The 20,117-nt window shown below is 70.8% G+C and carries 18 protein-coding genes; 6 read left to right on the top strand and 12 right to left on the bottom strand.

Annotated features, from left to right (window positions below; genetic code table 11):
• The first annotated feature begins 20 nt into the window (after positions 1-20).
• Positions 21-572, top strand: coding sequence for a hypothetical protein (locus tag BLS56_RS14980; protein ID WP_091450700.1), 552 nt, complete (start codon positions 21-23; stop codon positions 570-572).
• Positions 573-1,012: 440 nt separating this feature from the next.
• Here BLS56_RS14980 and trhA read toward each other — a convergent pair whose 3' ends face one another.
• Positions 1,013-1,672, bottom strand: a complete 660-nt coding sequence (gene trhA, locus BLS56_RS14975; RefSeq protein ID WP_091450893.1) for a PAQR family membrane homeostasis protein TrhA — start codon at positions 1,670-1,672, stop codon at positions 1,013-1,015.
• A 99-nt stretch (positions 1,673-1,771) separates the two neighbouring features.
• On the bottom strand, positions 1,772-2,209 hold the full coding sequence (locus BLS56_RS14970) for a CoA-binding protein (RefSeq protein WP_091450699.1): 438 nt from the start codon (positions 2,207-2,209) through the stop codon (positions 1,772-1,774).
• Positions 2,210-2,258: 49 nt separating this feature from the next.
• Here BLS56_RS14970 and BLS56_RS14965 point away from each other — a divergent pair, with 49 nt between their 5' ends.
• The gene (locus tag BLS56_RS14965) at positions 2,259-3,035 is read left to right on the top strand and encodes an isoprenyl transferase (protein ID WP_091450697.1); all 777 of its coding nucleotides are present in this window, start codon (positions 2,259-2,261) and stop codon (positions 3,033-3,035) included.
• Positions 3,036-3,407: 372 nt separating this feature from the next.
• On the top strand, positions 3,408-4,799 hold the full coding sequence (locus BLS56_RS14960) for a PhoH family protein (RefSeq protein ID WP_228771647.1): 1,392 nt from the start codon (positions 3,408-3,410) through the stop codon (positions 4,797-4,799).
• Between the two features lie 48 nt (positions 4,800-4,847).
• Here BLS56_RS14960 and BLS56_RS14955 read toward each other — a convergent pair whose 3' ends face one another.
• The 4 genes from BLS56_RS14955 to BLS56_RS14940 all read right to left on the bottom strand — a co-directional run bounded on the left by BLS56_RS14955 (position 4,848) and on the right by BLS56_RS14940 (position 10,100).
• Positions 4,848-5,621 (bottom strand): ABC transporter permease, encoded by a 774-nt coding sequence (locus BLS56_RS14955; protein ID WP_091450693.1) that lies wholly within the window; start codon positions 5,619-5,621, stop codon positions 4,848-4,850.
• The gene (locus tag BLS56_RS14950) at positions 5,618-6,649 is read right to left on the bottom strand and encodes an ABC transporter ATP-binding protein (RefSeq protein WP_091450691.1); all 1,032 of its coding nucleotides are present in this window, start codon (positions 6,647-6,649) and stop codon (positions 5,618-5,620) included. Before BLS56_RS14950 ends, BLS56_RS14955 begins: the two co-directional genes overlap by 4 nt.
• Before the next feature lie 39 nt (positions 6,650-6,688).
• Positions 6,689-8,125, bottom strand: a complete 1,437-nt coding sequence (locus BLS56_RS14945) for a GuaB1 family IMP dehydrogenase-related protein (RefSeq protein ID WP_091450689.1) — start codon at positions 8,123-8,125, stop codon at positions 6,689-6,691.
• A gap of 451 nt (positions 8,126-8,576) precedes the next feature.
• On the bottom strand, positions 8,577-10,100 hold the full coding sequence (locus BLS56_RS14940) for an ATP-dependent DNA ligase (RefSeq protein WP_091450891.1): 1,524 nt from the start codon (positions 10,098-10,100) through the stop codon (positions 8,577-8,579).
• A 212-nt stretch (positions 10,101-10,312) separates the two neighbouring features.
• Between BLS56_RS14940 and BLS56_RS14935 the strand changes: the two genes are divergently transcribed.
• Together BLS56_RS14935 and BLS56_RS14930 are read left to right on the top strand one after the other, a co-directional pair.
• The gene (locus BLS56_RS14935; protein WP_175482834.1) at positions 10,313-12,079 is read left to right on the top strand and encodes a substrate-binding domain-containing protein; all 1,767 of its coding nucleotides are present in this window, start codon (positions 10,313-10,315) and stop codon (positions 12,077-12,079) included.
• A 26-nt stretch (positions 12,080-12,105) separates the two neighbouring features.
• Positions 12,106-12,807, top strand: a complete 702-nt coding sequence (locus BLS56_RS14930; protein WP_139190703.1) for a hypothetical protein — start codon at positions 12,106-12,108, stop codon at positions 12,805-12,807.
• On the opposite strand, the gene pdxR is transcribed toward BLS56_RS14930, so the two are convergent.
• Positions 12,785-14,188 carry a MocR-like pyridoxine biosynthesis transcription factor PdxR gene (gene pdxR / locus BLS56_RS14925; protein ID WP_091450684.1) on the bottom strand — a complete coding sequence of 468 codons (1,404 nt, stop codon included), beginning with the start codon at positions 14,186-14,188 and terminating at the stop codon, positions 12,785-12,787. The genes BLS56_RS14930 and pdxR overlap by 23 nt on opposite strands.
• A gap of 101 nt (positions 14,189-14,289) precedes the next feature.
• Here pdxR and BLS56_RS14920 point away from each other — a divergent pair, with 101 nt between their 5' ends.
• A complete protein-coding gene (locus BLS56_RS14920; RefSeq protein WP_228771646.1) occupies positions 14,290-15,222 on the top strand; it encodes a DMT family transporter in 933 nt (310 codons plus the stop codon).
• 213 nt (positions 15,223-15,435) lie between these two features.
• Here the strand turns inward: BLS56_RS14920 and BLS56_RS30650 are convergent, their stop codons facing one another.
• The 5 genes from BLS56_RS30650 to BLS56_RS14895 form a co-directional block, all read right to left on the bottom strand.
• A complete protein-coding gene (locus BLS56_RS30650) occupies positions 15,436-16,215 on the bottom strand; it encodes a hypothetical protein (RefSeq protein WP_139190701.1) in 780 nt (259 codons plus the stop codon).
• A 539-nt stretch (positions 16,216-16,754) separates the two neighbouring features.
• Positions 16,755-17,375 carry a DUF3558 family protein gene (locus BLS56_RS14910; protein ID WP_091450681.1) on the bottom strand — a complete coding sequence of 207 codons (621 nt, stop codon included), beginning with the start codon at positions 17,373-17,375 and terminating at the stop codon, positions 16,755-16,757.
• A gap of 7 nt (positions 17,376-17,382) precedes the next feature.
• Entirely contained in the window at positions 17,383-17,844 is a 462-nt protein-coding gene (locus BLS56_RS14905) for a hypothetical protein (RefSeq protein WP_091450679.1), read from the bottom strand.
• Between the two features lie 20 nt (positions 17,845-17,864).
• A complete protein-coding gene (locus BLS56_RS14900) occupies positions 17,865-18,587 on the bottom strand; it encodes an ESX secretion-associated protein EspG (RefSeq protein ID WP_175482833.1) in 723 nt (240 codons plus the stop codon).
• Between the two features lie 93 nt (positions 18,588-18,680).
• Positions 18,681-20,072: a class II fumarate hydratase gene (locus tag BLS56_RS14895; protein ID WP_091450676.1), complete on the bottom strand. Its 1,392-nt coding sequence runs from the start codon at positions 20,070-20,072 to the stop codon at positions 18,681-18,683.
• Positions 20,073-20,117 lie beyond the last annotated feature (45 nt).

Below are 20,117 nucleotides of genomic sequence, written 5' to 3'. Positions count from 1 at the left end.
ATGTAATCAAGGAGCCTGACATGCGCAAGCACTGGAACACCCGAGGCTGGCAACAGTCCGACATCCCCTCAGCGGACGACGCGGCCGCCTGGTTCTCCGGCCGCCTCCCCGACGGCTGGTTCACCGGCGATCCCACCGTCACGGTTGACCGCGAAGAGATCCTGGTAGTCGGCACCCTCCCCGCCCTGGACGCCGACTACCCCGACGACGCCGCCCGAGCCGCCGCCGAGTCCGGCCGCATCGCCCGCTTCCGTGAAGACACCCGCGAAGAACGCATAGAAATCGCCCGCCAAGCCGAACACCGCTACCGCCGCAAGGTCGCCTGGGGCGCCCGCCAGGGAGAGACGGAGGAGCTGTTCACCACCCTCTCAGCCCCCGTGATGACCCGCCTCCGCCAACCCGAACGCCTCGTCCTCGACACCCTGGTCGACGCGGGCGTGGCCCGCTCCCGCTCAGACGCACTGGCCTGGACCGTCCGCCTAGTCGGCGCCCACGCCGAAGAATGGCTGACCGAACTCCGAGAGGCGATGAGCAAAGTCGACGACCTCCGAGCCAAGGGCCCCGAGGTCTGACCCTTCAGCCCACTCCCCACCATCGGACCCCCGCCCGACTACACCTTCCGAGCCCCACACCCAGGTCCCCCATCCGTGTTCACTCAGCACCCGCTGTACTCCTGACACCGAGTTATCCACAGGCAAACCTCACCCTCTTCCCCGCCCTGACCTGCGCCGATAGACTGGAGCAGGGCCCGGCCCCCAGGGTGGGCGGGGTTTGTTGTGTGGGGCTGTGGGGCGGCGAAAGGGCCGAAACAGGGCCGTTGTGGACACGGTTGGGGCGGTGGAGCGCCGCGTCGGGGCCTGCTCGTCAAGAGCACCCGCCCACCTGACAGGCCAGCACCCGGCTCAGCCCGCTCATCAACCCGGCCAAGGCTGCCCGGAGCTAACCCGCCTTCCACCCCATCGAGCCGACCAACACACCCAACCACCCGGGAAACGCCGAGCGGCCCCAAGAATCACGAATACATTGACAACCAGATAGCCACATAATGGCAGACAGCAGCCAACACGGTAGCGGCATGAAAAAACTCATGATGCCCGAAAACCCCAGGCCAAGGATTAGGCCACTTGGTAGCGTAAAACACCGCGCCAACCGTATAGAACAGCCCGCCTGCCAGCAGCAACACCAACGCGGCCACCCCGGCGTTCGCCAGCAGTTGAGGCAGCACGAACACCGCCACCCAGCCCAAGGCGATATAGATCGGCGTCCCCAGCCACCGCGGCGCATGGGGCCACAGCAGTTTCAACGCCACCCCGGCCAGCGCCCCGCCCCACACCACTCCGAGCACGATGTACCCGGTCGGCTGATCCATCGCGAGCAGGGAAAACGGTGTGTAAGTCCCGGCGATGAACAAAAAGATCATCGAATGGTCGAGCCGCTTCATCCACGTCCGCGCCCGTTCGGTGACCCACCACCGTCGGTGATAGAGCGCGCTCACGCCGAACAGTCCGAGCACGGTCACCCCGTACACCGCGGTGGCGAGCGCGGCCGTGGCCGACACCGTCAGCGCCAAAGCGAACAACGTCGTCCCCGTAATCAGGGACACGAAGAACGACCAGAAGTGGATGACGCCGCGCATTCGCGGCTTGGTGGAACCGGCGGACGCCCCGGTCATGGTCGCGGCAGACACATCACCGAGGCTACGACAACGGGCAGGTCACAGCCGGACGGCTGTGACCCGGGTCGCATGTTAACTCCAGCCGACGACCCCGCTTCAACTCCAGCCGACGACCTCGCGGTGCTCCACGGCCAGGCAGCGGTCCACCACCACGGCCAGCCCGGCGTCGGCCGCGACCCGGGCCGCGCGTTCGTCGATCACGCCCAGTTGCAGCCACAGCGCCCCCGCGCCCACCGCCACGGCTTCCTCTGCGACCGCCAGGGCGTGTTCGGGTCGCCGGAAGACGTCGACGATGTCGATGTGCTCGGGCACGTCGGCGAGTGCGGCGTACGCGGGCAGCCCCTCCCACTCGGTCAGCCCCGGGTTGACCGGGAACACCGTCAGCCCGCTCGCCCGCAGATACCGCGCGACGCCGTGGCTGGGGCGGGCCGGGTTGGCGCTGAGGCCGACGACGGCGACCGTGCGGGATTCGCGGACCAGGCGTTCGATGACGTCGAGGTCCTGCCATATCGGATCGATACCGGTTCGGTGCACGTCCCCAGTGTGCGCCTGTCCGGGGGGTGGCGGCGTACCCTCGTTGGCCGTGAGTCTTCGCAGGCGCGTAGCCGACGTCGTTTATGGCCTCTACGAGAAGCGACTGCTCCAACAGGCGGGCGGCCGGACCCCACGGCACGTGGGTGTGATGCTCGACGGCAACCGCCGCTGGGCGCGGGAAGCCGGGTTCACCGACGTCAACGACGGGCACCGGGTGGGCGCCCGGCGCATCGCCGACCTGCTCGGCTGGTGCGACGCGGTCGGGGTCGAGGTCGTGACCCTCTGGCTGCTCTCCACCGACAACCTCAACCGCGACGCGACTGAGTTGGCCCCCCTGCTGGAGATCATCGGCGACGTCGTGGACGAGCTCGCCGAGCCTGCGGCGCCGTGGCGGCTGCGGATCATCGGCGCCCTCGACATCCTGCCCACCGACACCGCGTCCCGGCTCTCGGCTGCCGCGGGCCGGGCGGCGGGCCGCACCGGGATGCAGGTGAACATCGCGGTCGGCTACGGCGGCAGGCGCGAGATCGCCGACGCCGTGCGCAAGCTTCTGCAGCAGCACGCCGAGGCGGGCACCACCATCGAGGAGCTGGCCGAGGTCCTCGACGTCGACCACATCGCCGAGCACCTCTACACCTCCGGGCAGCCCGACCCGGACCTGGTCATCCGCACCTCCGGCGAGCAGCGGCTGTCCGGGTTCCTGCTCTGGCAGTCGGCGCACTCGGAGTTCCACTTCTGCGAGGCGTACTGGCCGGACTTCCGGCGCACCGACTTCCTGCGCGCCCTGCGGGCGTACGGCATCCGGCACCGCCGCTTCGGCTCCTAGGTGCAGGCCCCAAGTCACCGTTCGGACACGAACGGCTGATGCCGCTGGTCACGCGGCGTGGTATGTGGACGGTCGGGTCACACGTGGCGGCGACATGACGAGGTGATGACGAATCCGAAAATCACCTATGTGGCTGCCTGCCGTTTGTCAGACCACGCAGGTAGCTTGCGAAGTGTCGGGCCGTGTCCAAGGCGGTCCGGCCCGGGAGGCCCTGGTCGTGAGCATGACGATCGCGAGGGGGCCGGCACCCGGCCCTCGTGGGACGCGAGGTGGACGCCGGTAGCCCCGGCGCCCGCCTGACGCGACCAACCAGGGCCTGGTGCCCGGCCCACCGAGGAGCGGATGCGGTGCCGCGTCCGCAAGGGAGTTGCCGTGACCGCTTCGCGTTCGTCCAGGCGCACTGCCGGCCTTTCCTCAGGCTCGACCAGCACCGCATCTCAGGAGGCCGACCCAGCCAGGCGCACCTACGTCCTCGACACCTCCGTCCTGCTGTCGGACCCCTGGGCGCTGACCAGGTTCGCCGAGCACTCGGTGGTGATCCCGCTGGTTGTGGTCAGCGAGCTGGAGGGCAAGCGACACCACCCCGAGCTGGGCTGGTTCGCCCGGGAGACGCTGCGGCTGCTCGACGACCTCCGGCTCGCCCACGGCAGGCTCGACAAGCCGATCCCCGTCGGCGACCACGGCGGCACCCTGCACATCGAGCTCAACCACTCCGACCCGTCGGTCCTCCCGGCCGGGTTCCGCACCGACGGCAACGACGCCCGCATCCTCGCCTGCGCGCTGAACCTCGCCGCCGAGGACCTCGCGGTCACCCTGGTCACCAAGGACATCCCGCTGCGGGTCAAGGCTGGGGCCGTCGGCCTGGACGCCGACGAGTACCGAGCGGGCGAGGTCGCCCCGTCCGGCTGGACCGGCATCACCGACATCGACGTCCCCCAGACCGCAGTCGACGCCCTGTTCAGCGCCGACGACAGCACCATCGACCTGGCCGACTTCGGGCTCGACGGCCCACTGGACCTGCCCTGCAACACCGGCCTGCGCCTGCTCGCCGGGTCCAGCAGCGCCCTGGGCCGGGTCACCGCCGACAAGCAGGTCAGGCTCGTCCGCGGCGACCGAGAGGCCTTCGGCCTGCACGGCCGCTCGGCTGAGCAGCGCATCGCCCTGGACCTGCTGCTCGACCCCGAGGTCGGCATCGTCTCCCTGGGCGGCCGGGCGGGCACCGGCAAGTCCGCCCTGGCCCTGTGCGCGGGCCTGGAGGCGGTCATGGAACGCGGCCTGCACCGCCGCGTGGTCGTCTTCCGGCCGATGTACGCGGTCGGCGGCCAAGACCTGGGCTACCTGCCGGGCTCCGAGAGCGAGAAGATGCAGCCCTGGGCCCAGGCGGTGTTCGACACCCTGGGCGCACTGGTCAGCAAGCCCGTGATCGATGAGGTTCTGGACCGCGGGATGCTGGAGGTCCTGCCGCTGACCCACATCCGCGGCCGCTCGCTGCACGACAGCTTCGTGATCGTGGACGAGGCCCAGTCCCTGGAGCGCAACGTCCTGCTGACGGTCCTGTCCCGGCTCGGCTCGGGCTCCCGGGTGGTCCTGACCCACGACGTCGCCCAACGCGACAACCTCCGGGTCGGCCGCTACGACGGCGTGGCCGCGGTGATCGAGAAGCTCAAGGGGCACCCCCTGTTCGCCCACGTCACCCTCACCCGGTCGGAGCGCTCCCCGATCGCGGCGCTGGTGACCGAGATGCTGGAGGACCACACCCCCTGACCCGGCCGGACCGGGCTGGTGGCCCAGCCACCAGCCCGGTCCCCGGGCTCAGTCCAGGGCGCGGCGGAGGAAGCCCTTGATCCCGATCGCGCCGAACACGAGCCCCGCGGCGGCCAGGACCAGCAGGTTCACCCAGATCGGGATGTGCGGCACCTGCGGCGCCACCTCGGCCCGCATCGCCTCGCTGAAGTACGTCAGCGGGTTCAGCGCGCACACGACCTGGAACCACCGCAGATGCTCCAACCCCACCCAGGGGAACTGCGTGGAGCCGGTGAACATGATCGGCATCAGGATCACCGCGAACATGATGTTGATCCGCCGCGGCGGCACCGTCGTGCCGATGGTCATCCCGATAGCAGCGCCGACCAGTGAGCCGAGGACGATGATCAGCGCCACCGGCAGCCACGTCGACGCGGGCCAGTGCACGTCGTCGAGGATCAGGAAGCCGATGGGGATCATCACCACGGCGGCGACGATGCCGCGGATGGCGCCGAAGAGCATCTTCTCCACCGCGACCCAGGAGATCGGCATCGGCGCGAGCAGGCGGTCCTCGATTTCGCGGGTCCAGGAGAAGTCCAGGATCAGCGGCATGGTCGTGTTCTGCAGCGCGCCGAGGAAGCCGTTGAGGGCGACGATGCCGGGCAGCAGGATCGCCGCGTAGTCCGCGCCGACATAGCCGAGGCTGGTCAGGACCTTGCCGAAGATGAACAGGGTGAAGAACGGCTGCACGAGCACCTGCGCCAGGAACGACGGCAGCTCCCGACCGGTGACGAACACGTCGCGCCACAGGACCGAGTTGAACGTGCGCACGGCGGTGGTCATCGCAGCTCCCGGCCGGTGAGGTGGATGAAGACGTCTTCCAGGCTGGGCGTGCCGATCGACAGGTCGGTGACCTCGCAGGCCGTGTCGCCGAGCACGCGCAGCACGGCGGGCAGGATCACGGCTGGCTCCAGCCCGGTGTAGAGCCGGAACTGGCCGCCCGGCGTGGCCGCGGCGGGCGGCCCCGGGGGTGTTCCGGGCGGCATTCCCGGGGACGGCCCGGATGGCCCGCCCGAGACGATCCGCTCGACGCGCTCCACGCCCCCGATCCCGGTCAGCGCCCGCTCGACCACGGCGGCGTCGGTCCCGCCCAGGTTCACCGAGACGCCGACCGTGGTGCTGCCGGGCAGGCCCTTGGTCAGCGCGGCGGGAGTGTCGAGGGCGAGCAGCTTGCCGTGGTCGACGATGCCGACGCGGTCGCACAGCTTCGCGGCCTCGTCCATGTCGTGGGTGGTCAGCACGACGGTGACGCCCTCGTCGCGCAGGTCCTTGACGCGGTCGTGGACGAACAGGCGGGCCTGCGGGTCGAGGCCGGTGGACGGCTCGTCGAGGAACATGACCTTCGGCCGGTGCATCAGCGCACGGGCGATCATGACCCGCTGCGCCTGGCCGCCGGAGACGAGGTCGATGCGGTCCTTGGCCCGGTCCGCCAGGCCCATCCGGTCGAGGATCTCGTCGGCGAGCGCGTTGCGCTCCGCGCGGCCGACCCCGTGGTAGGCGGCGTGGAACAGCAGGTTCTGCCGGATGTTCAGCGACCGGTCGAGGTTGTTGCGCTGCGGCACCACGGCGAGCGTCTGCCGGGCTCTCGTCGCGTCCTTCACCACGTCGACGCCGTGCACCAGGGCGGTTCCCGACGTCGGCAGCACCCGCGTCGTCAGCACCCCGATGGTGGTCGTCTTGCCCGCGCCGTTGGGCCCGAGCAGGCCGAACACCTCACCGGGCTCGACGGTGAAGCTCAGGCCGCCGACCGCGGGTTTGGGGTTCTTCTTATACAGCTTGACAAGGTCCGCTACCTCAACTGCTCTCACCATGCAACCATATGGGGAGCGTCAACGGATTTCACCCGAAACTCACCAACCGCTGGGCAGCGGCCGCCCTTCGGCGAACCCGGCGGCCGACTGCACGCCGACGACGGCCCGCTCGTGGAACGCGGCCAGGTCCCGCGCGCCCGCGTAGGTGCACGCCGACCGCACGCCGGAGCAGATCGCGTCCAACAGGTCCTCCACCCCCGGCGCGAGCGGGTCGAGCCGCATCCGCGACGTCGAGATGCCCTCCTCGAACAGCGCCTTGCGGGCCCGGTCGAACCCGCTGTCGGCGCGGGTGCGCGCGGTGACGGCCCGTTTGGACGCCATGCCGAACGACTCCTTGTACGGCCTGCCCTGCTCGTCGCGCTGCAGGTCGCCGGGGGACTCGTAGGTGCCCGCGAACCACGACCCGACCATCACGCTCGCCGCGCCTGCCGCCAACGCCAGCGCCACGTCCCGCGGATGCCGCACACCGCCGTCCGCCCACACGTGCTTGCCCAGCTCACGGGCCTGCTCGGCGCACTCGGCCACGGCGGAGAACTGCGGCCTGCCGACCCCGGTCATCATCCGGGTCGTGCACATCGCGCCCGGTCCGACGCCGACCTTCACCACGTCCGCGCCCGCGTCGACCAGGTCGCGTACCCCTTCCGGGGTCACCACGTTGCCCGCCACCACCGGCACCAGCGGGTCCACCGACCGCACCGCGCGCAGGGCGGCGAGCATCTTCTCCTGGTGCCCGTGCGCGGTGTCCACGACCAGCGTGTCCACCCCGGACTTCAGCAGCGCCGCCGCCTTCGCCGCGACGTCCCCGTTCACTCCCACCGCCGCGGCCACCCGCAACCGGCCGTCCGCGTCGAGCGCGGGCGTGTAGATCCCCGCCCGCAGCGCCCCGACCTCGGTCAACACCCCGACGAGCCGCCCATCGCCGTCGACAGCCAGCGCGATCTTGGCCGACCGCCCGTGCACCGCGTCGAACACGGCCCGTGGCGGGGTGTCCACCGGGAGCGTGACGATCTCCGGGTCGGCCACCTCACTCAACCGGGTGAACCTGTCCACCCCCAGACACGCCGCCTCGTTCACCACCCCGGTCGGCCGCCCGTCCGCGTCGACCACCACGACCGCGCCGTGCGCCCGCTTGGGCAACAGGTTCATCGCGTCGGCCACCGCGTCGCCCCCGGTGAGCACCAGCGGCGTGTCCCAGACGGTGTGCCGGGACTTCACCCAGCCCACGATGCCCCCGACGACCTCGGGGTCCACATCCTGCGGCAACACCACCAGCCCACCCCGGCGGGCCACGGTCTCAGCCATCCGCCGCCCCGCGACGGCGGTCATATTGGCCACCACCACCGGAATCGTGGCGCCCGTTCCGTCCGATGTGGACAAATCGACGTCGAACCGGCTCTCCAGGGCCGACCGCCCCGGCATCAGGAAGACGTCGTCGTAGGTGAGATCGTGGTCCGGCTGCCCGTGGTAGAAGCGCACCGGTTCACCGTACGGCTTTCCCCCTATCCGGGCGACCCCCCGAAACCCCCTACCGCCCTGGGCGTTGTGGCCGTTCACCACTGCCCCAATCGGGTGGCAGGCGCCGAGTTGTCCACAGATTCCCTACCCCGATCGTGTTTCGGGAGGCGAGTTATCCACAGCTTCCCCGCCCCTCTTCCCCGCCCTGACCTGCGCCGATAGACTGGAACAGGGCTCGGCCCCCAGGGTGGGTGGGGTTTGTCGGGCGGCGTTTTCGTTGGCGAGTCAGTGAATTCGGCCGGTTTGGGTGGGGCCGAGCATGGTGATCGTGCGGTGTGGCGGCGGAGTGTTCTGGTGGCGAGGTCGGATCTAGGGCGGGCGTAAACCTCGCGGGCGCCGTAGGTGACCGGTGGAGGCGTTGCGGCGGGGACGGGCGTTGCCGGTGAGGTGAGCCGAAGGTGTCGCGGGCGGCTCAGCGGCTGGACAGCAGTGCGCGGACGGTGTCGATGGTGTCGGCGTCGGCGGGGGATTTGTCGGGGCGGTAGCGGAGGACGCGGGCGAAGCGGAGGGCCACGCCACCGGGGTAGCGGGTGCTGACCTGGGCGCCGTCCAAGGCGATCTCGACCACGATCTCGGGTCGCAAGTAGACGGTCCAGGTGTCGCGGTGCGACTCGTGTTTGGGGAATTCCTCGGTCTGCCAGCGGAGCAGGGTGTCGGTGAGGCCCTTGAAGGTCTTGCCGACCATGACCGGTGGGCCGCCGTCGGGGTCGCGGGCGCCCAGGTGCAGGTTCGACAGGACGCCCGTGCGCCTGCCGTGGCCCCATTCGGCGCCGAGGACCACCAGGTCGAGGGTGTGCACGGGTTTGACCTTCTGCCAGGCCTTTCCCCGCCTGCCCGCCTGATACGGCGAGTCCAGGTCCTTGACCATCACACCTTCGTGGCCCGCGGCCAGCGCGGCGGCGGTCAGGTTCTCGGCCTCGGCGACGGTTGGGTCTACCAGGCCGGGGATCACGTGGTCGCCGACAGCGCGGCGCAGCGCGGCGGCGCGGGCGCGCAGCGGCTCGTCGATCAGGTCGTCGCCGTCCAAGTGGAGGCAGTCGAAGAAGTACGGACGTAGCAGCAGCGCTTTGACCTGTTCCTCGACAGTGCTGCCGAAGCGGCTCATCGTCTCCTGAAAGGGCCGCGGCCTGCCCTCGTCGGTCAGCGCCAGCGTCTCGCCGTCGAGCACCGCCGACCGGCACGGTAATCCGCGCACCACCTCGACCAGCTCCGGGACGCTGCCGGTGATTTCGCGCAACGTCCTGGTGAACACCCGCACGTCGTCGCCGCGTTTGTGGACCTGGATGCGCGCGCCGTCCATCTTGTACTCGACCACGCAGGGCCGAAGCGCCGCCACCGCCTCCGCCAGCGACGCCCCGGGCGCGGCCAGCATCGGCCGGACCGGTCTGCCCAGCTCCAGCCGGAACACCGCCAGCGCGTCCGCCCCGCCGCTCAGCGCCGCCGCGGCCGTCGCGGGCAGCCGCCCGGACAGCATGAAGGCCCGCCGCACGCCCTCCCCGGGCACCCCGCTCGCCCTGGCCACCGCGTCGAGCATCACCCCTTCCAGCGCCCCCTGCCGCAGCTCACCGGTCAGCAGCGCCCGCAGAAACCGCTGCTCGTCGGCGGTCGCGGCGGCGAACAACGCGCCAAGGACCGATGCCCGCCGCCCCGCCGACCCCTTGCCCGCCGCCCCCGCCACATCCGCCAGCGCGCGGTCGACATCGCCCACCGTCAACGTCGCCGCCGCTGCGGGCTCCGGCGCCAGCGCGACGATCGTCCGCCACCCCGCCCCGATCCGCCCCTGCCGCGGCGCGCCCGCGAGGAACGCGACCACGGCCTCGGTCTCCGCCGCCCCCTCGGCCCGCCGCAGCAGCGTCGCCAGGGCGTCCACCTTCGCCAGCCGAGACCGGGTCCCCCCGACCTCGGCCGACACCGCCACGACCTCCGCGAACTTCAGCACCGCCCCATCGTCCCCCTGACCACCGACAATCGCCGGAGAGCCGAGGTGGTCGACCACGTGTTCACCGAGGCCAAGACTTCGTGAACAACAAGCGGATTTCCGGCCAACTTATGGCTATGTGACGACCGATTCCGCTCAATCGCGTCATCAGAAGCCCCGCTATCCCGATGCCTCTTATGTCGCCTCATCCCCACACGGAAGTGGACGTGATGACCCCTTCGCGCCGCCGGGCTCTGTCCTTGACCGCCGCCGCCGTGGTCGCGTTGCTCGTGATCGTGCTGATCCGGCAGTGCGCGCCGACCGACGCCGACGTCGGCGGGCACGTGGCCACATCCAGCGACTGCGTCGAGTTCCTGGTGTACAGCTCCGACGAGAAGGCCCCGATCCTCGCGGCGCTGGCCGAGGACGCGGCGACCTCCGGGCGCGGCATCGGTGACGGCCGCTGTGTCCGTCCCCGGGTCCAGGTCCGGCAGACCAGCGACGTGGTGCGGCTGCTCCGGCGCGGCGCCGACCAGCGGTGGGACGAGGCGGTGGATGGGCCCCGGCCGGACGTGTTCGCCCCGTCGTCCAGTGTGTGGTTGCAGCGGTTGCGCTACGACCGCGCGAACGGCGTCGCCAACGCGATCCAGGTGCCGCAGGACGTCCCGTCGGTCACCTCGACGCCGCTGGTGATCGCCATGCCGGAGCCGGTGGCCGATGCTCTCGGCGTCGCGAACGGTGGTCTCGGGTGGAAGGACCTGCTCGCGCTGGTCCGCGATCCGCGGGGCTGGGCCGCGCGCGGGAAACCGGACTGGGGGCGGTTCACCCTCGGTAAGACCAACCCGAGAGAGTCCACCACGGGGTTGAACGCCACCATCTCCCTGGTGTCCGCGGTGCTCAACGGCGCGCCGCTCACCGCGGAGACCCTGCTGGATTCGCGCGTCCAAGACGACGTCGCCGCCATGGAGACGGCGGCGGTGCACTACGGCGAGACGTCGTCGGCGTTCGTGAACAACCTCTACGAGGCGGACCGGCGGGGCGACGCCTCGGGCTACATCAACGCCGTCGTGCTGGAGGAGTTCGTCGTCCGCCGCTACAACCAGGGGCACCTCGTCGGGTCCGGCGATCCCCGCACGCCGCCTACGACGAAACTGGTGCCGGTCTTACCCGAAGAGGGCACAACGCTGCACGACAACCCTTACCTGGTGCTGCCTTGGGCTGACCCCGCCAAACAAGAGGCCGCCCGAGTGTTCCTGGATTACGTCACCGAGCCCGCCCAGCAGCAGCGGTTCATCGACGCCGGGTTCCGCGCCGCCCAGGACCGCGAGGGCTACCGGCCGGTGCCGACCCCGGAGGAACCGGCGATGCAGGCCGTGCGCGATCTCTGGGAGAAGGTGCGCAAACGGGCCAACGTGCTGTTCGTCGTGGACGTGTCGGGCAGTATGCGCGAGCCGGTCAGCGCCGAGAACACCCGGATGTCGCTGGCGAAGTCCGCCGCCAAGCGGATCAGCGACCCCGCGCTGCTGGCCGACGACGACCAGGTCGGGCTGTGGGAGTTCAGCGGCGCGCGGCCGGGGGAGAGCACGCCGTGGCGGCCGCTGGTGCCGGTCGGGCCGGTGGGGCAGCGGCGGCCCGCGCTGACCGCCGCGGTCGACGCGATGGCCCCGGACGGCAGCACGGGGCTGTATGTCACCGTCCGAGACGCGGTGGAGTCGCTGCGGGCCGGGTACGACCCGTCGCGGATCAACGCCGTGGTCGTGCTCAGCGACGGGGCGAACGAATACCGGGAGTCCTCTTATGCGCTGGAGCAGCTCTTAACCGACGTCGCGCCCGCGTCGGGCCGCCCCACGATCCCGGTCTTCGCCGTCGCCTACAGCGCGAGCTCGGACAAGTCCGTCCTGGAACGCGTCGCCACCGCGTCCACGGGCGCGGTCTACGACTCGACCGACCCGACTGCCATCACGCAGGTGGTCGAGTCCGTGCTGTCGAACTTCTGACCCGAAGGTGACGGCAGACTGGCCGCATGACTTCCCGCCTACGGGCAGAACTGTCTGACGCCTGGCTCTTATTGCTCTCGGCCGCGGTGGGCGGCCTGGCGTGGTCGCTGACTGAAGACGTGCTCCCAACCGCTGCGGCGGTAAGCGCAGGGGTCGGCGTCGGGGTGCTGTTCTGTGGTGTCACAGTCGCGATCAGATTGATAGGCGGGACCGAAGAGCCCGCCGTGCGCTCGCCCGAGCTTGCCCACCTGGACGACCTGCTTGTCCGCTGCCGGTCCGCCGTCACGGTCTTGCGGGCGGAGTCGAAGCGCGACCCTCAGTACGCGAAACCGGCGGCGCTGGCCGAGAGCGTTGTCCGGTTGGCGGAGAGGATCGGACGACGGCTCGCCGTGATCGAGCGGAAGGTCGACGCCGTCGACGTGGCCGCGCTGGGCGGCGAGCGAGAGCGGCTGGCCCCGCTCGCTGACGACGACCCGGCCGCGGCGGACCGGCTGCGGAAAGTCGAGGCCCGGCTCGCGAAACCGCTGGAATACCAGGCGCTGCGCGACCTGCACCTGGACACCATGGAGTTCATCACGAAGACCCTGACCCGGGTCACCGCGGGCGTCGGCCGGTTTCCCGGCGGTGATCCCGACGCGCTGGCCGCCGCGCTCGGCTCGGCCCGCGCCGCGCTCCACGACGCCCGCGACGCTACCGGCGACCTGCTTAGCGGCTTGGCCGACCGCTGAAGACAGCGGCGATCTCACTTACCGCCGCGCGGAGACGGTCGGGGGACAGGGACGCGTAACCGACGACCAGGCCAGGGAACGGCGGCTCGGTAAGCGAGTAGCCGGACAGCGCGGGCGCGTTCACACCCCGCTCGGCGAGCGCGTTCTGCACAACGGTGTCGTCTGAGCCGTCCGGCAGGCGCAGGACCAAGTGAAGGCCTGCTGCGACGCCGTGCGCCTGCCAGCCGGGCAGTTCGGCGGCGACAGCGGCCACCAGGGCGTCGCGCCTGCGGCGGTAGAGCAGCCTGCTGCGGCGCAGATGCCGGTCATAGCCGCCGGTGCGCAGCAGGTGGGCCAAGGCGGCTTGCGGTAAGGGCGAGCAGCCCAAGTCCGACAGTCGTTTGCGGTCGACCGCCTGATCGCGGAGAGCGGCCGGTACGACCATCCACCCCAACCGGATCGCGGGTGCCAAGACCTTGCTAACGCTGCCCAGGTAAACGACACGGTCCCGGTCGAGCACCTGTGTCGTGCCGACGGCGGGCCGGTCGTAGCGGTGCTCGGCGTCGTAGTCGTCCTCCAACACGTACCCGTCGCGCTCCTGGGCCCAGGCGACCAGTGCGCGGCGGCGCTGCGGGCTGAGCACCACGCCGAGCGGGAACTGGTGGGCAGAGGTGACCAGCACGGCACGGCATCCGCCGCGCGGCAACCGGTCCACCCGCAGACCCGCGTCGTCCACCGGGACCGGGATCGGCCGCAACCCGTGCGCCGCCAGCATCTCCACCGCCCCCGGATGCGTCGGGTCCTCGACCGCGATCGTCCGGTGCCCCGCTTTCCGCAACACCGCCGCGATCAGCGACTGGCTTTCCGCGACGCCGTGAGTGATCAGGACATCCGCCGCGTCGACAGCCCTGACCCGCCCCAGGTAAGCGGCCAGCTCTAACCGCAACGCGGGCAGCCCTGCCGGGTCGGGGTAACCCAACTCGTCGTCGGAGAGCGCGGCCAAGCCCGCGCGACTCGCCGCCTGCCACTCGGCGCGCGGGAAAGCGCTCAACGCGGGCACTCCCGGCCGCAGGTCATACCGCCACCGCCGAACCTCGACGGGCGCCCGCGCGGGCGCCGCCGACCCGACGGGCGCGGCGGCCACCGTCGTGCCCGACCCTTGCCGTGTGCGCAAATACCCTTCGGCGGTCAGCTGCGCGTAGCTCGCCGTGACCGTGCCGCGCGCCATGCCGAGCTGCCCGGCCAGGTCCCGGCTCGACGGCAGCCGCGTCCCGGTGGGCAGCCTGCCTTCCCGGATCGCCGCGCGCAACGCGGATTCCAGCGCTTTCCCCCGCCTGCCCCGGGGAGCCTGGGCCAGGTCGGGGACCAGGAGTTCACGGAACGCGGACCAGTCGGCGGTCATGGACGCAGACCCTACTTCCGCCGCGCCGGAAAGAAGTGGACCACTTCGTGAGCCGAGAAGTGGAACTTACCTCTGGTCCACTGAGTCGGCAGGCTCGCGCCGTGACCTTCTCCTCTCGGCTCGCTGTCGGCGCGGGCGTGCTGACCGCCGCGATGATCGGCGGTTCCGTGCCGGTTTCGGGGCTGCTGGTGGACTATCCGCTGCTCTCCGGGCAGTCTCTGCGCTACGGGCTGGGGGCGGTGCTGCTGGCGGGGTGGGCGTGGGCTCGGCGGGCCAGGATCGGGTTGCCCCGCGTCGCGGACATGCCGGCGCTGCTGGCCATCGCGGCGGTGGGGATGCTCGGGTTCAACGCCGCCATGATCGCCGCGCAGCACCACGCCGAGCCCGGGTTGGTCGCCGCCGTGCTGGGCGGCAGCCCGCTGGTGCTTGCCGCCGTCGGGCCGATGCTCGCGCGTAAGAGGCCCGCTCTTCGCACTCTCGTTGGCGCGGTGGTGGTGGTCGCGGGGGTGGCAGTGCTGTCCGGCGGCGGCACATGGTCAGGCCCCGGTCTAGTGCTGGCAGTGCTGACGATGCTCTGCGAAGCGGCGTTTACCTTGCTCGCGGTAAATGTGGTCCGCAGGCGTGGCGCCTTGCCGGTTGCCCTGTGGTGTCACGTGATCGCGGCGGGCGCGGGCATCGCCCTCGCGACCTTTGTGGACGGACGGGAAGCTTGGCGGACGCCTACCGGCGCGGAGGTAAGCGCTCTGTTGGTGGTGGCAGTGCTAACCGTGGTCGCCTTCGTGCTCTGGTACCACGCTGTCAACGTTCTCGGCCCGGACCGGGCCGGGGTCCTGATCGGCGTCATGCCGGTTGCCGGACTGGTCGTCTCCGTGGCGATGGGAGCGCAATCGCTTACCTGGACGGCGATAGCGGGCGTCCTGGTTGTCGGCGCGGGTGCCGCGCTCGGCTTGTCCAGTCCTCCCCGTCAAACGCGGCGATCCAGTCCAGGGCCTCTTACACACAACCGCCCAGCGCCGCGCACGGCTTCACGGTGAGCACAATGTGCCGGCGCTTACTCGCGCCAGACCGCCGCGATCGACGGCCCGCAGCCGCGCGCGGTGGCAGGCCGGGTGCCCGCGACGTGGCTGACCACGACCCTGCGCGCGGCGCTGCCCGGCTGGACGGCCGCGATCAGTGACTTTGAGCGCGGCGCGTCCCACGGAACCAGCGTGAAGGCGGCCCCGATGTGGGCCGCCTACACGGTCTCACTACTCGCCGATGACTGGGGGAGCGGTGATCTCGTCGGTGCCGAAGAGCGCGTCCGGATCGGCCTCCAGCAGGTAAGACGGCGCCGTGCGCTCACTGTCCTCCCCGCCTTGGCCGCCGCCCCCGCCGCCGCCCATCGGCCCACCGGCCCCGCCCCGGCCGCCGCCCGCCGCCGCGCCTCGGTTCTGCGCCCCATGGCCGTCGTCCGCGCCCATACCGGCGCCCGCCAGCGCGCCAGAACGGGCCCCCGCCCCCGGCCCGGTGCCGCTCACGCTGCCACCCGGGTTGTTCGGGCCGAACCCGCCGCCCCCGCCGCCGCCATACGCACCGCGCGCCCCGGCCCCACCCGGACCGAACCCGCCGCCACGCCCACCAGCGCCGCCGCCGCCCCCGCCGGGACCACCACCGAGTCCCCGCAGCGAGTTCCCCGGCGGCCGCATCCCCGGCGGCACCATCCCCGGCGGCACCATCCCCGGCGGCTGCACCGGGTACCCAGATCCACCGGGCGGCGGCCCGACCGGCGTCCGCACCGGCCCCGGCTCCACCCCGGCCGCAGGCACCGCCCCCGGAGCCGTCCACCCACTCGCCGCCGTCACCTGCGACGGCGTCACCGAGTCGTCCTCCAGCAGGCTCCCAGTCGTCCGCCAAGCCGAGTCCCCACCACCGGTCGTCGTCGGCGTCTCCCGCCGCCCAGGCGGATCAACCCGCTCACTCGGCGGCGGCGGCTGCTCGACAGCCACCTCACCCGGCGGCGGCGCCATCTCCCCGAATTCGGTAGGCATACCGCTCGCGTTATACCCAGACGCGTCCTCATAGGCCCGCATCACCGCGACATTGTGCTCATTCGCGGCGTTGTACTCCCGCAGCTTTCCTTCGTAATCCTCGCTGGCCCCACCTAGGCTCGTCACATCATCCCAGAACCCCGGCTCTTTCGGCTGTTCCGGAATCGGCTGCACGGAGTTCTTGGCCTGCTCAAAGGAATCCAACTGCCGCCCAGTGAGATCCTGAGCCTTCCCGAACTCCGGCGAGGCCAACCGATGCTCCACAATCAACGGCGCAGCCCCCCGCTGCGCCGCCCCCGAAGCATCCCCCTGCCACATCGAGTCCATAGAGGTAGTCAGCGCCAACACATCGTCCGCGCACTGCTCGTACTCTTTGAGCAACTTCTTGAGGCCATCAGCGGCCTCGTGTCGCTCCTGGACACCCTGCGCATTGTGGAAGTTGTCAAAAATCTGTTGCCCGGTGAGCCCCGCCACGTCACTCCCCCTCTCTCAGGACCTTCTAGATTAGCCAGACGGCCACAACGGTGTGTGCTGCCATGTCAGCCCCCGTTTTTCATGGTGGCGATCGCTTGTTCGGCGATTTGTTTGATTTTGTCGTCGCAGGCTTTGCCTTTGGGGCCGCCTCCTGCTCCGACGCGGAAGGTGAGTTCGTCGCGGACGCCGACGACGATATTGCAGTACCCGCGGTCACGGTCGTCGTTGCCGTCTTCGAAGACCGCGGGGTAGCCGCTGACGGTGGTGGGTTCGAAGTAGGCCGAGTGGTTGGGGTTGGTTTGGTCGGCGCGGTAGGTGTCGGACAGGCCGTTTTTGTTGGCGGCGAGGAATCCGACGGTGTAGTCCTCTCGCTCATCGGGAGTGAGCCAGGTGCAAAATTGCGCACCTTGAGCTTGGTCTTGTTTGCCTTGGGGGGCGAGTCCGAGGGTGGTGGTTTGGGTGGTGGTGAGCAGTGTGCAGGGTTTGTCGATGAAGGCGGCGGCGTCGATGGGGTCGGTGACCCGGGGCGCGCCGTAGGTGTTGTCCGGCGCGGGCGCGCTGCTGCTGGTGCCTGTGTTGGTGGTGCCACCGTTGGTGGTGGGCGTCGGGGTGCCGTTTTCGGTGCAGGCGGTGAGTGCGGCGGCGATCAGGGCGAGGCCGGTGAGGGTGAGGGCGGGGTGGCGCATGGTGGTGTCAGGCTCCGTCGGCGGTGTTCAGGGTGGTGGCGTTGTGGCCTTCGGTGTTCTCGTACTCGTGCCGGGCTGCGGCCAGCGTATCGATGTACCCCTGCACGTAGTCGCCCATGCTGCGATTGTGGTTGATCGCGGCATCCATGCTCGCCTGGCTGGCCTCGGCCTCCTGCTTGCTCGCGTCGTCTCCAGCCAGCGGCTTGATCAGGCCGCGCACTGCCTCTAGCTTGACCCGGTTTGTCCGGATTCTGTCGCGAAGGGCCTCCCACTGTTTGATCAGGCTGTCGAGTTCGGCGATGCTGGAGATGGCGTAGTGGCCGTCGCCCGCGCCGGTGGTGGGGGCTATGCCGGGCGTGGGCATCCCGGGGAACAGTTGTCCCGGGATCTTGAGCAGTTTGCGCAGGGCCACCTCGGTCGCGACCTGCGTTTCGAGGTCGGCGGGTGCCTGCTCGGTTCCTTCTGGCATGGGTTCCCCCTCTGTGGATGTCAGCGGTCGGTCAGGGTGCGGTGCATGTCGGTGAGGCGGGTGACCAGGGCGCGGTGGTCGGCTGGGGCGATGGTGAGGCCGGTGCCGGGGCGGGCGTGGCTGAGCCAGCGGCCGTGGACCGTGTCGATGTAGCGCAGGGGGTGGGTGGCGGCTTGCCTGCGGCCGAGGCGGTCGCGGATGGCGGTGTAGAGGAGGCCGCTGCCGGTGGTGGGGAGTTCGGCGATGCGTTGGGCCAGGCGGACTTGCGGGGAGCCTCGGTGGGTGGGGGACGGCAGGTCGTCCGAGGTGAGGGTGACGGTGTTGCCGCGTCCGGGGGGCACGTCGGGGGTTTGCGCGACCAGGAGGGTGGGCAGGTCGTCGGGGGTGGCTTGACGCAGGTGCACGGTATCGCCGGTGCGGGTGGCGAGGACGGCGTCGCGGCCGGTGGCGGCGGCCAGGACGCTGGTGGTGGTGTCGCCGGTGGTGAGCCAGCCGTAGAACTCGACGGCGGGTTTGCAGAGCAGGGTGAGGGTGGCGGCCAGGTCGGCGTCGAGCCTGCCGCGGCGGTCGAGGCCGCCCAGGCGCTGGATTTCGGTGCGGGCGCGGGTGTCGGCGGTGTGCTCGGCGTCCCTGGGCTGCCAGGAGGCGGTGGGGGCCAGGGCGATGTGCGGCTCCCCGATGTTCTCCGCCCTGATGACCCGGGCCAGCGATGTGGCCGACAGCGTGATCGGTTTGTCGAGCACCGAGCTATTCCCCCATGACCTCGCGGACAGTGTTACCCGCGCGTGAGAGTACCGAGTACGGGAGACCGGTCGGTCGCGATCCGGGAAAGCGGACTACCGGCCGCCGCGGGCCATGCGCAGCACGTCGAGGGCCTCGTCCAGTTGCTGTTCGGTGAGCTTGCCCGCCGCGACGTGGCCGCGTTCCAGGACGACCTCGCGGATGGTTTTGCGCTCCTTCAGCGACTGCTTCGCGATCGACGCCGCTTCCTCATACCCCAGGTGCGCGTTGAGCGGGGTCACGATCGACGGCGACGACTCGGCGTGCTCGCGGAGGCGGTCGACGTTCGGCTCGACGCCCGCGATGACCTTCTCGGCGAGCAGGCGGGCGACGGCGGCGAGCAGGCGGGCCGACTCCAGGATGTTGCGGGCGATGACCGGCAGCATCACGTTGAGCTGGAAGTTGCCCTGGCTGCCCGCGAACGCCACCGCGGCGTCATTGCCGATGACTTGGGCGACGACCATCATCGTCGCCTCCGGGATCACCGGGTTGACCTTGCCGGGCATGATCGACGAGCCGGGCTGAAGATCGGGCAGGGCCAGCTCGGCCAGGCCGGTGCGCGGGCCGGATCCCAGCCAGCGCAGGTCGTTGGCGATCTTGAACAGGGCCACCGCGACCGTCCTGAGCTGCCCGGACGCCTCCACGACCGAGTCCTGGGTGGCCTGCGCCTCGAAGTGGTCGCGGGCCTCGGTGACCGGGAGGCCGGTGACCGCGGCCAACTCCCGCGCCACCTCGGCGCCGAAGCCGTCGGGGGCGTTGAGGCCGCTGCCGACCGCGGTGCCGCCGATCGGCAGCTCCCCGAGCCGGGGCAGGGTGGAGCGCAGCCGTTCGACGCCGTGGCGGACCTGCGTCGCCCACGCGCCCGCCTCCTGGCCGAGGGTGATCGGCACCGCGTCCATCAGGTGCGTGCGGCCGGACTTCACCACGTCCGCCCACTGCGCCGCGCGGCCCTCGATGGCCGCGGCGAGTTGTTCCAGCGCCGGGATCACGTCGGTCACCACGGCCTCGGTCGCGGCCAGCCGCAGCGTCGTCGGGAAGGTGTCGTTGGACGACTGGGACGCGTTGACGTGGTCGTTGGGGTGCACGTCGCGGCCGATGGCGCGGGTGGCCAGGGTCGCGATGACCTCGTTGGCGTTCATGTTCGACGACGTGCCGGACCCGGTCTGGAACACGTCGATGGGGAAGTGCGTGTCGTGCGCGCCGTCGGCGACCTCCTGCGCTGCGGCGGCGATCGCGTTGGCCAAGTCGGGGGCGAGCACCCCCAGCCGCGCGTTCGCCCGCGCCGCGGCGGCTTTCAGCAGGCCGAGCGCGCGGATCTGCGCGCGCTCCAAGCCCCGCCCGGAGATGGGGAAGTTCTCCACGGCGCGCTGCGTCTGCGCCCGCCACAGTGCCTCTGCGGGGACGCGGACCTCGCCCATGGTGTCGTGCTCGATGCGGAAGTCGCCCATGCGTCCAGTTTCGTCCCGTTCTCCGGTTCGGGCATGGTCGTCTTC

Source organism: Actinokineospora iranica (genome assembly GCF_900101685.1).
Taxonomy (GTDB): Bacteria; Actinomycetota; Actinomycetes; order Mycobacteriales; family Pseudonocardiaceae; genus Actinokineospora; species Actinokineospora iranica.
Note: the sequence above shows the minus strand (reverse complement) of the source record. Positions and strands in the feature narration are given on the sequence as shown.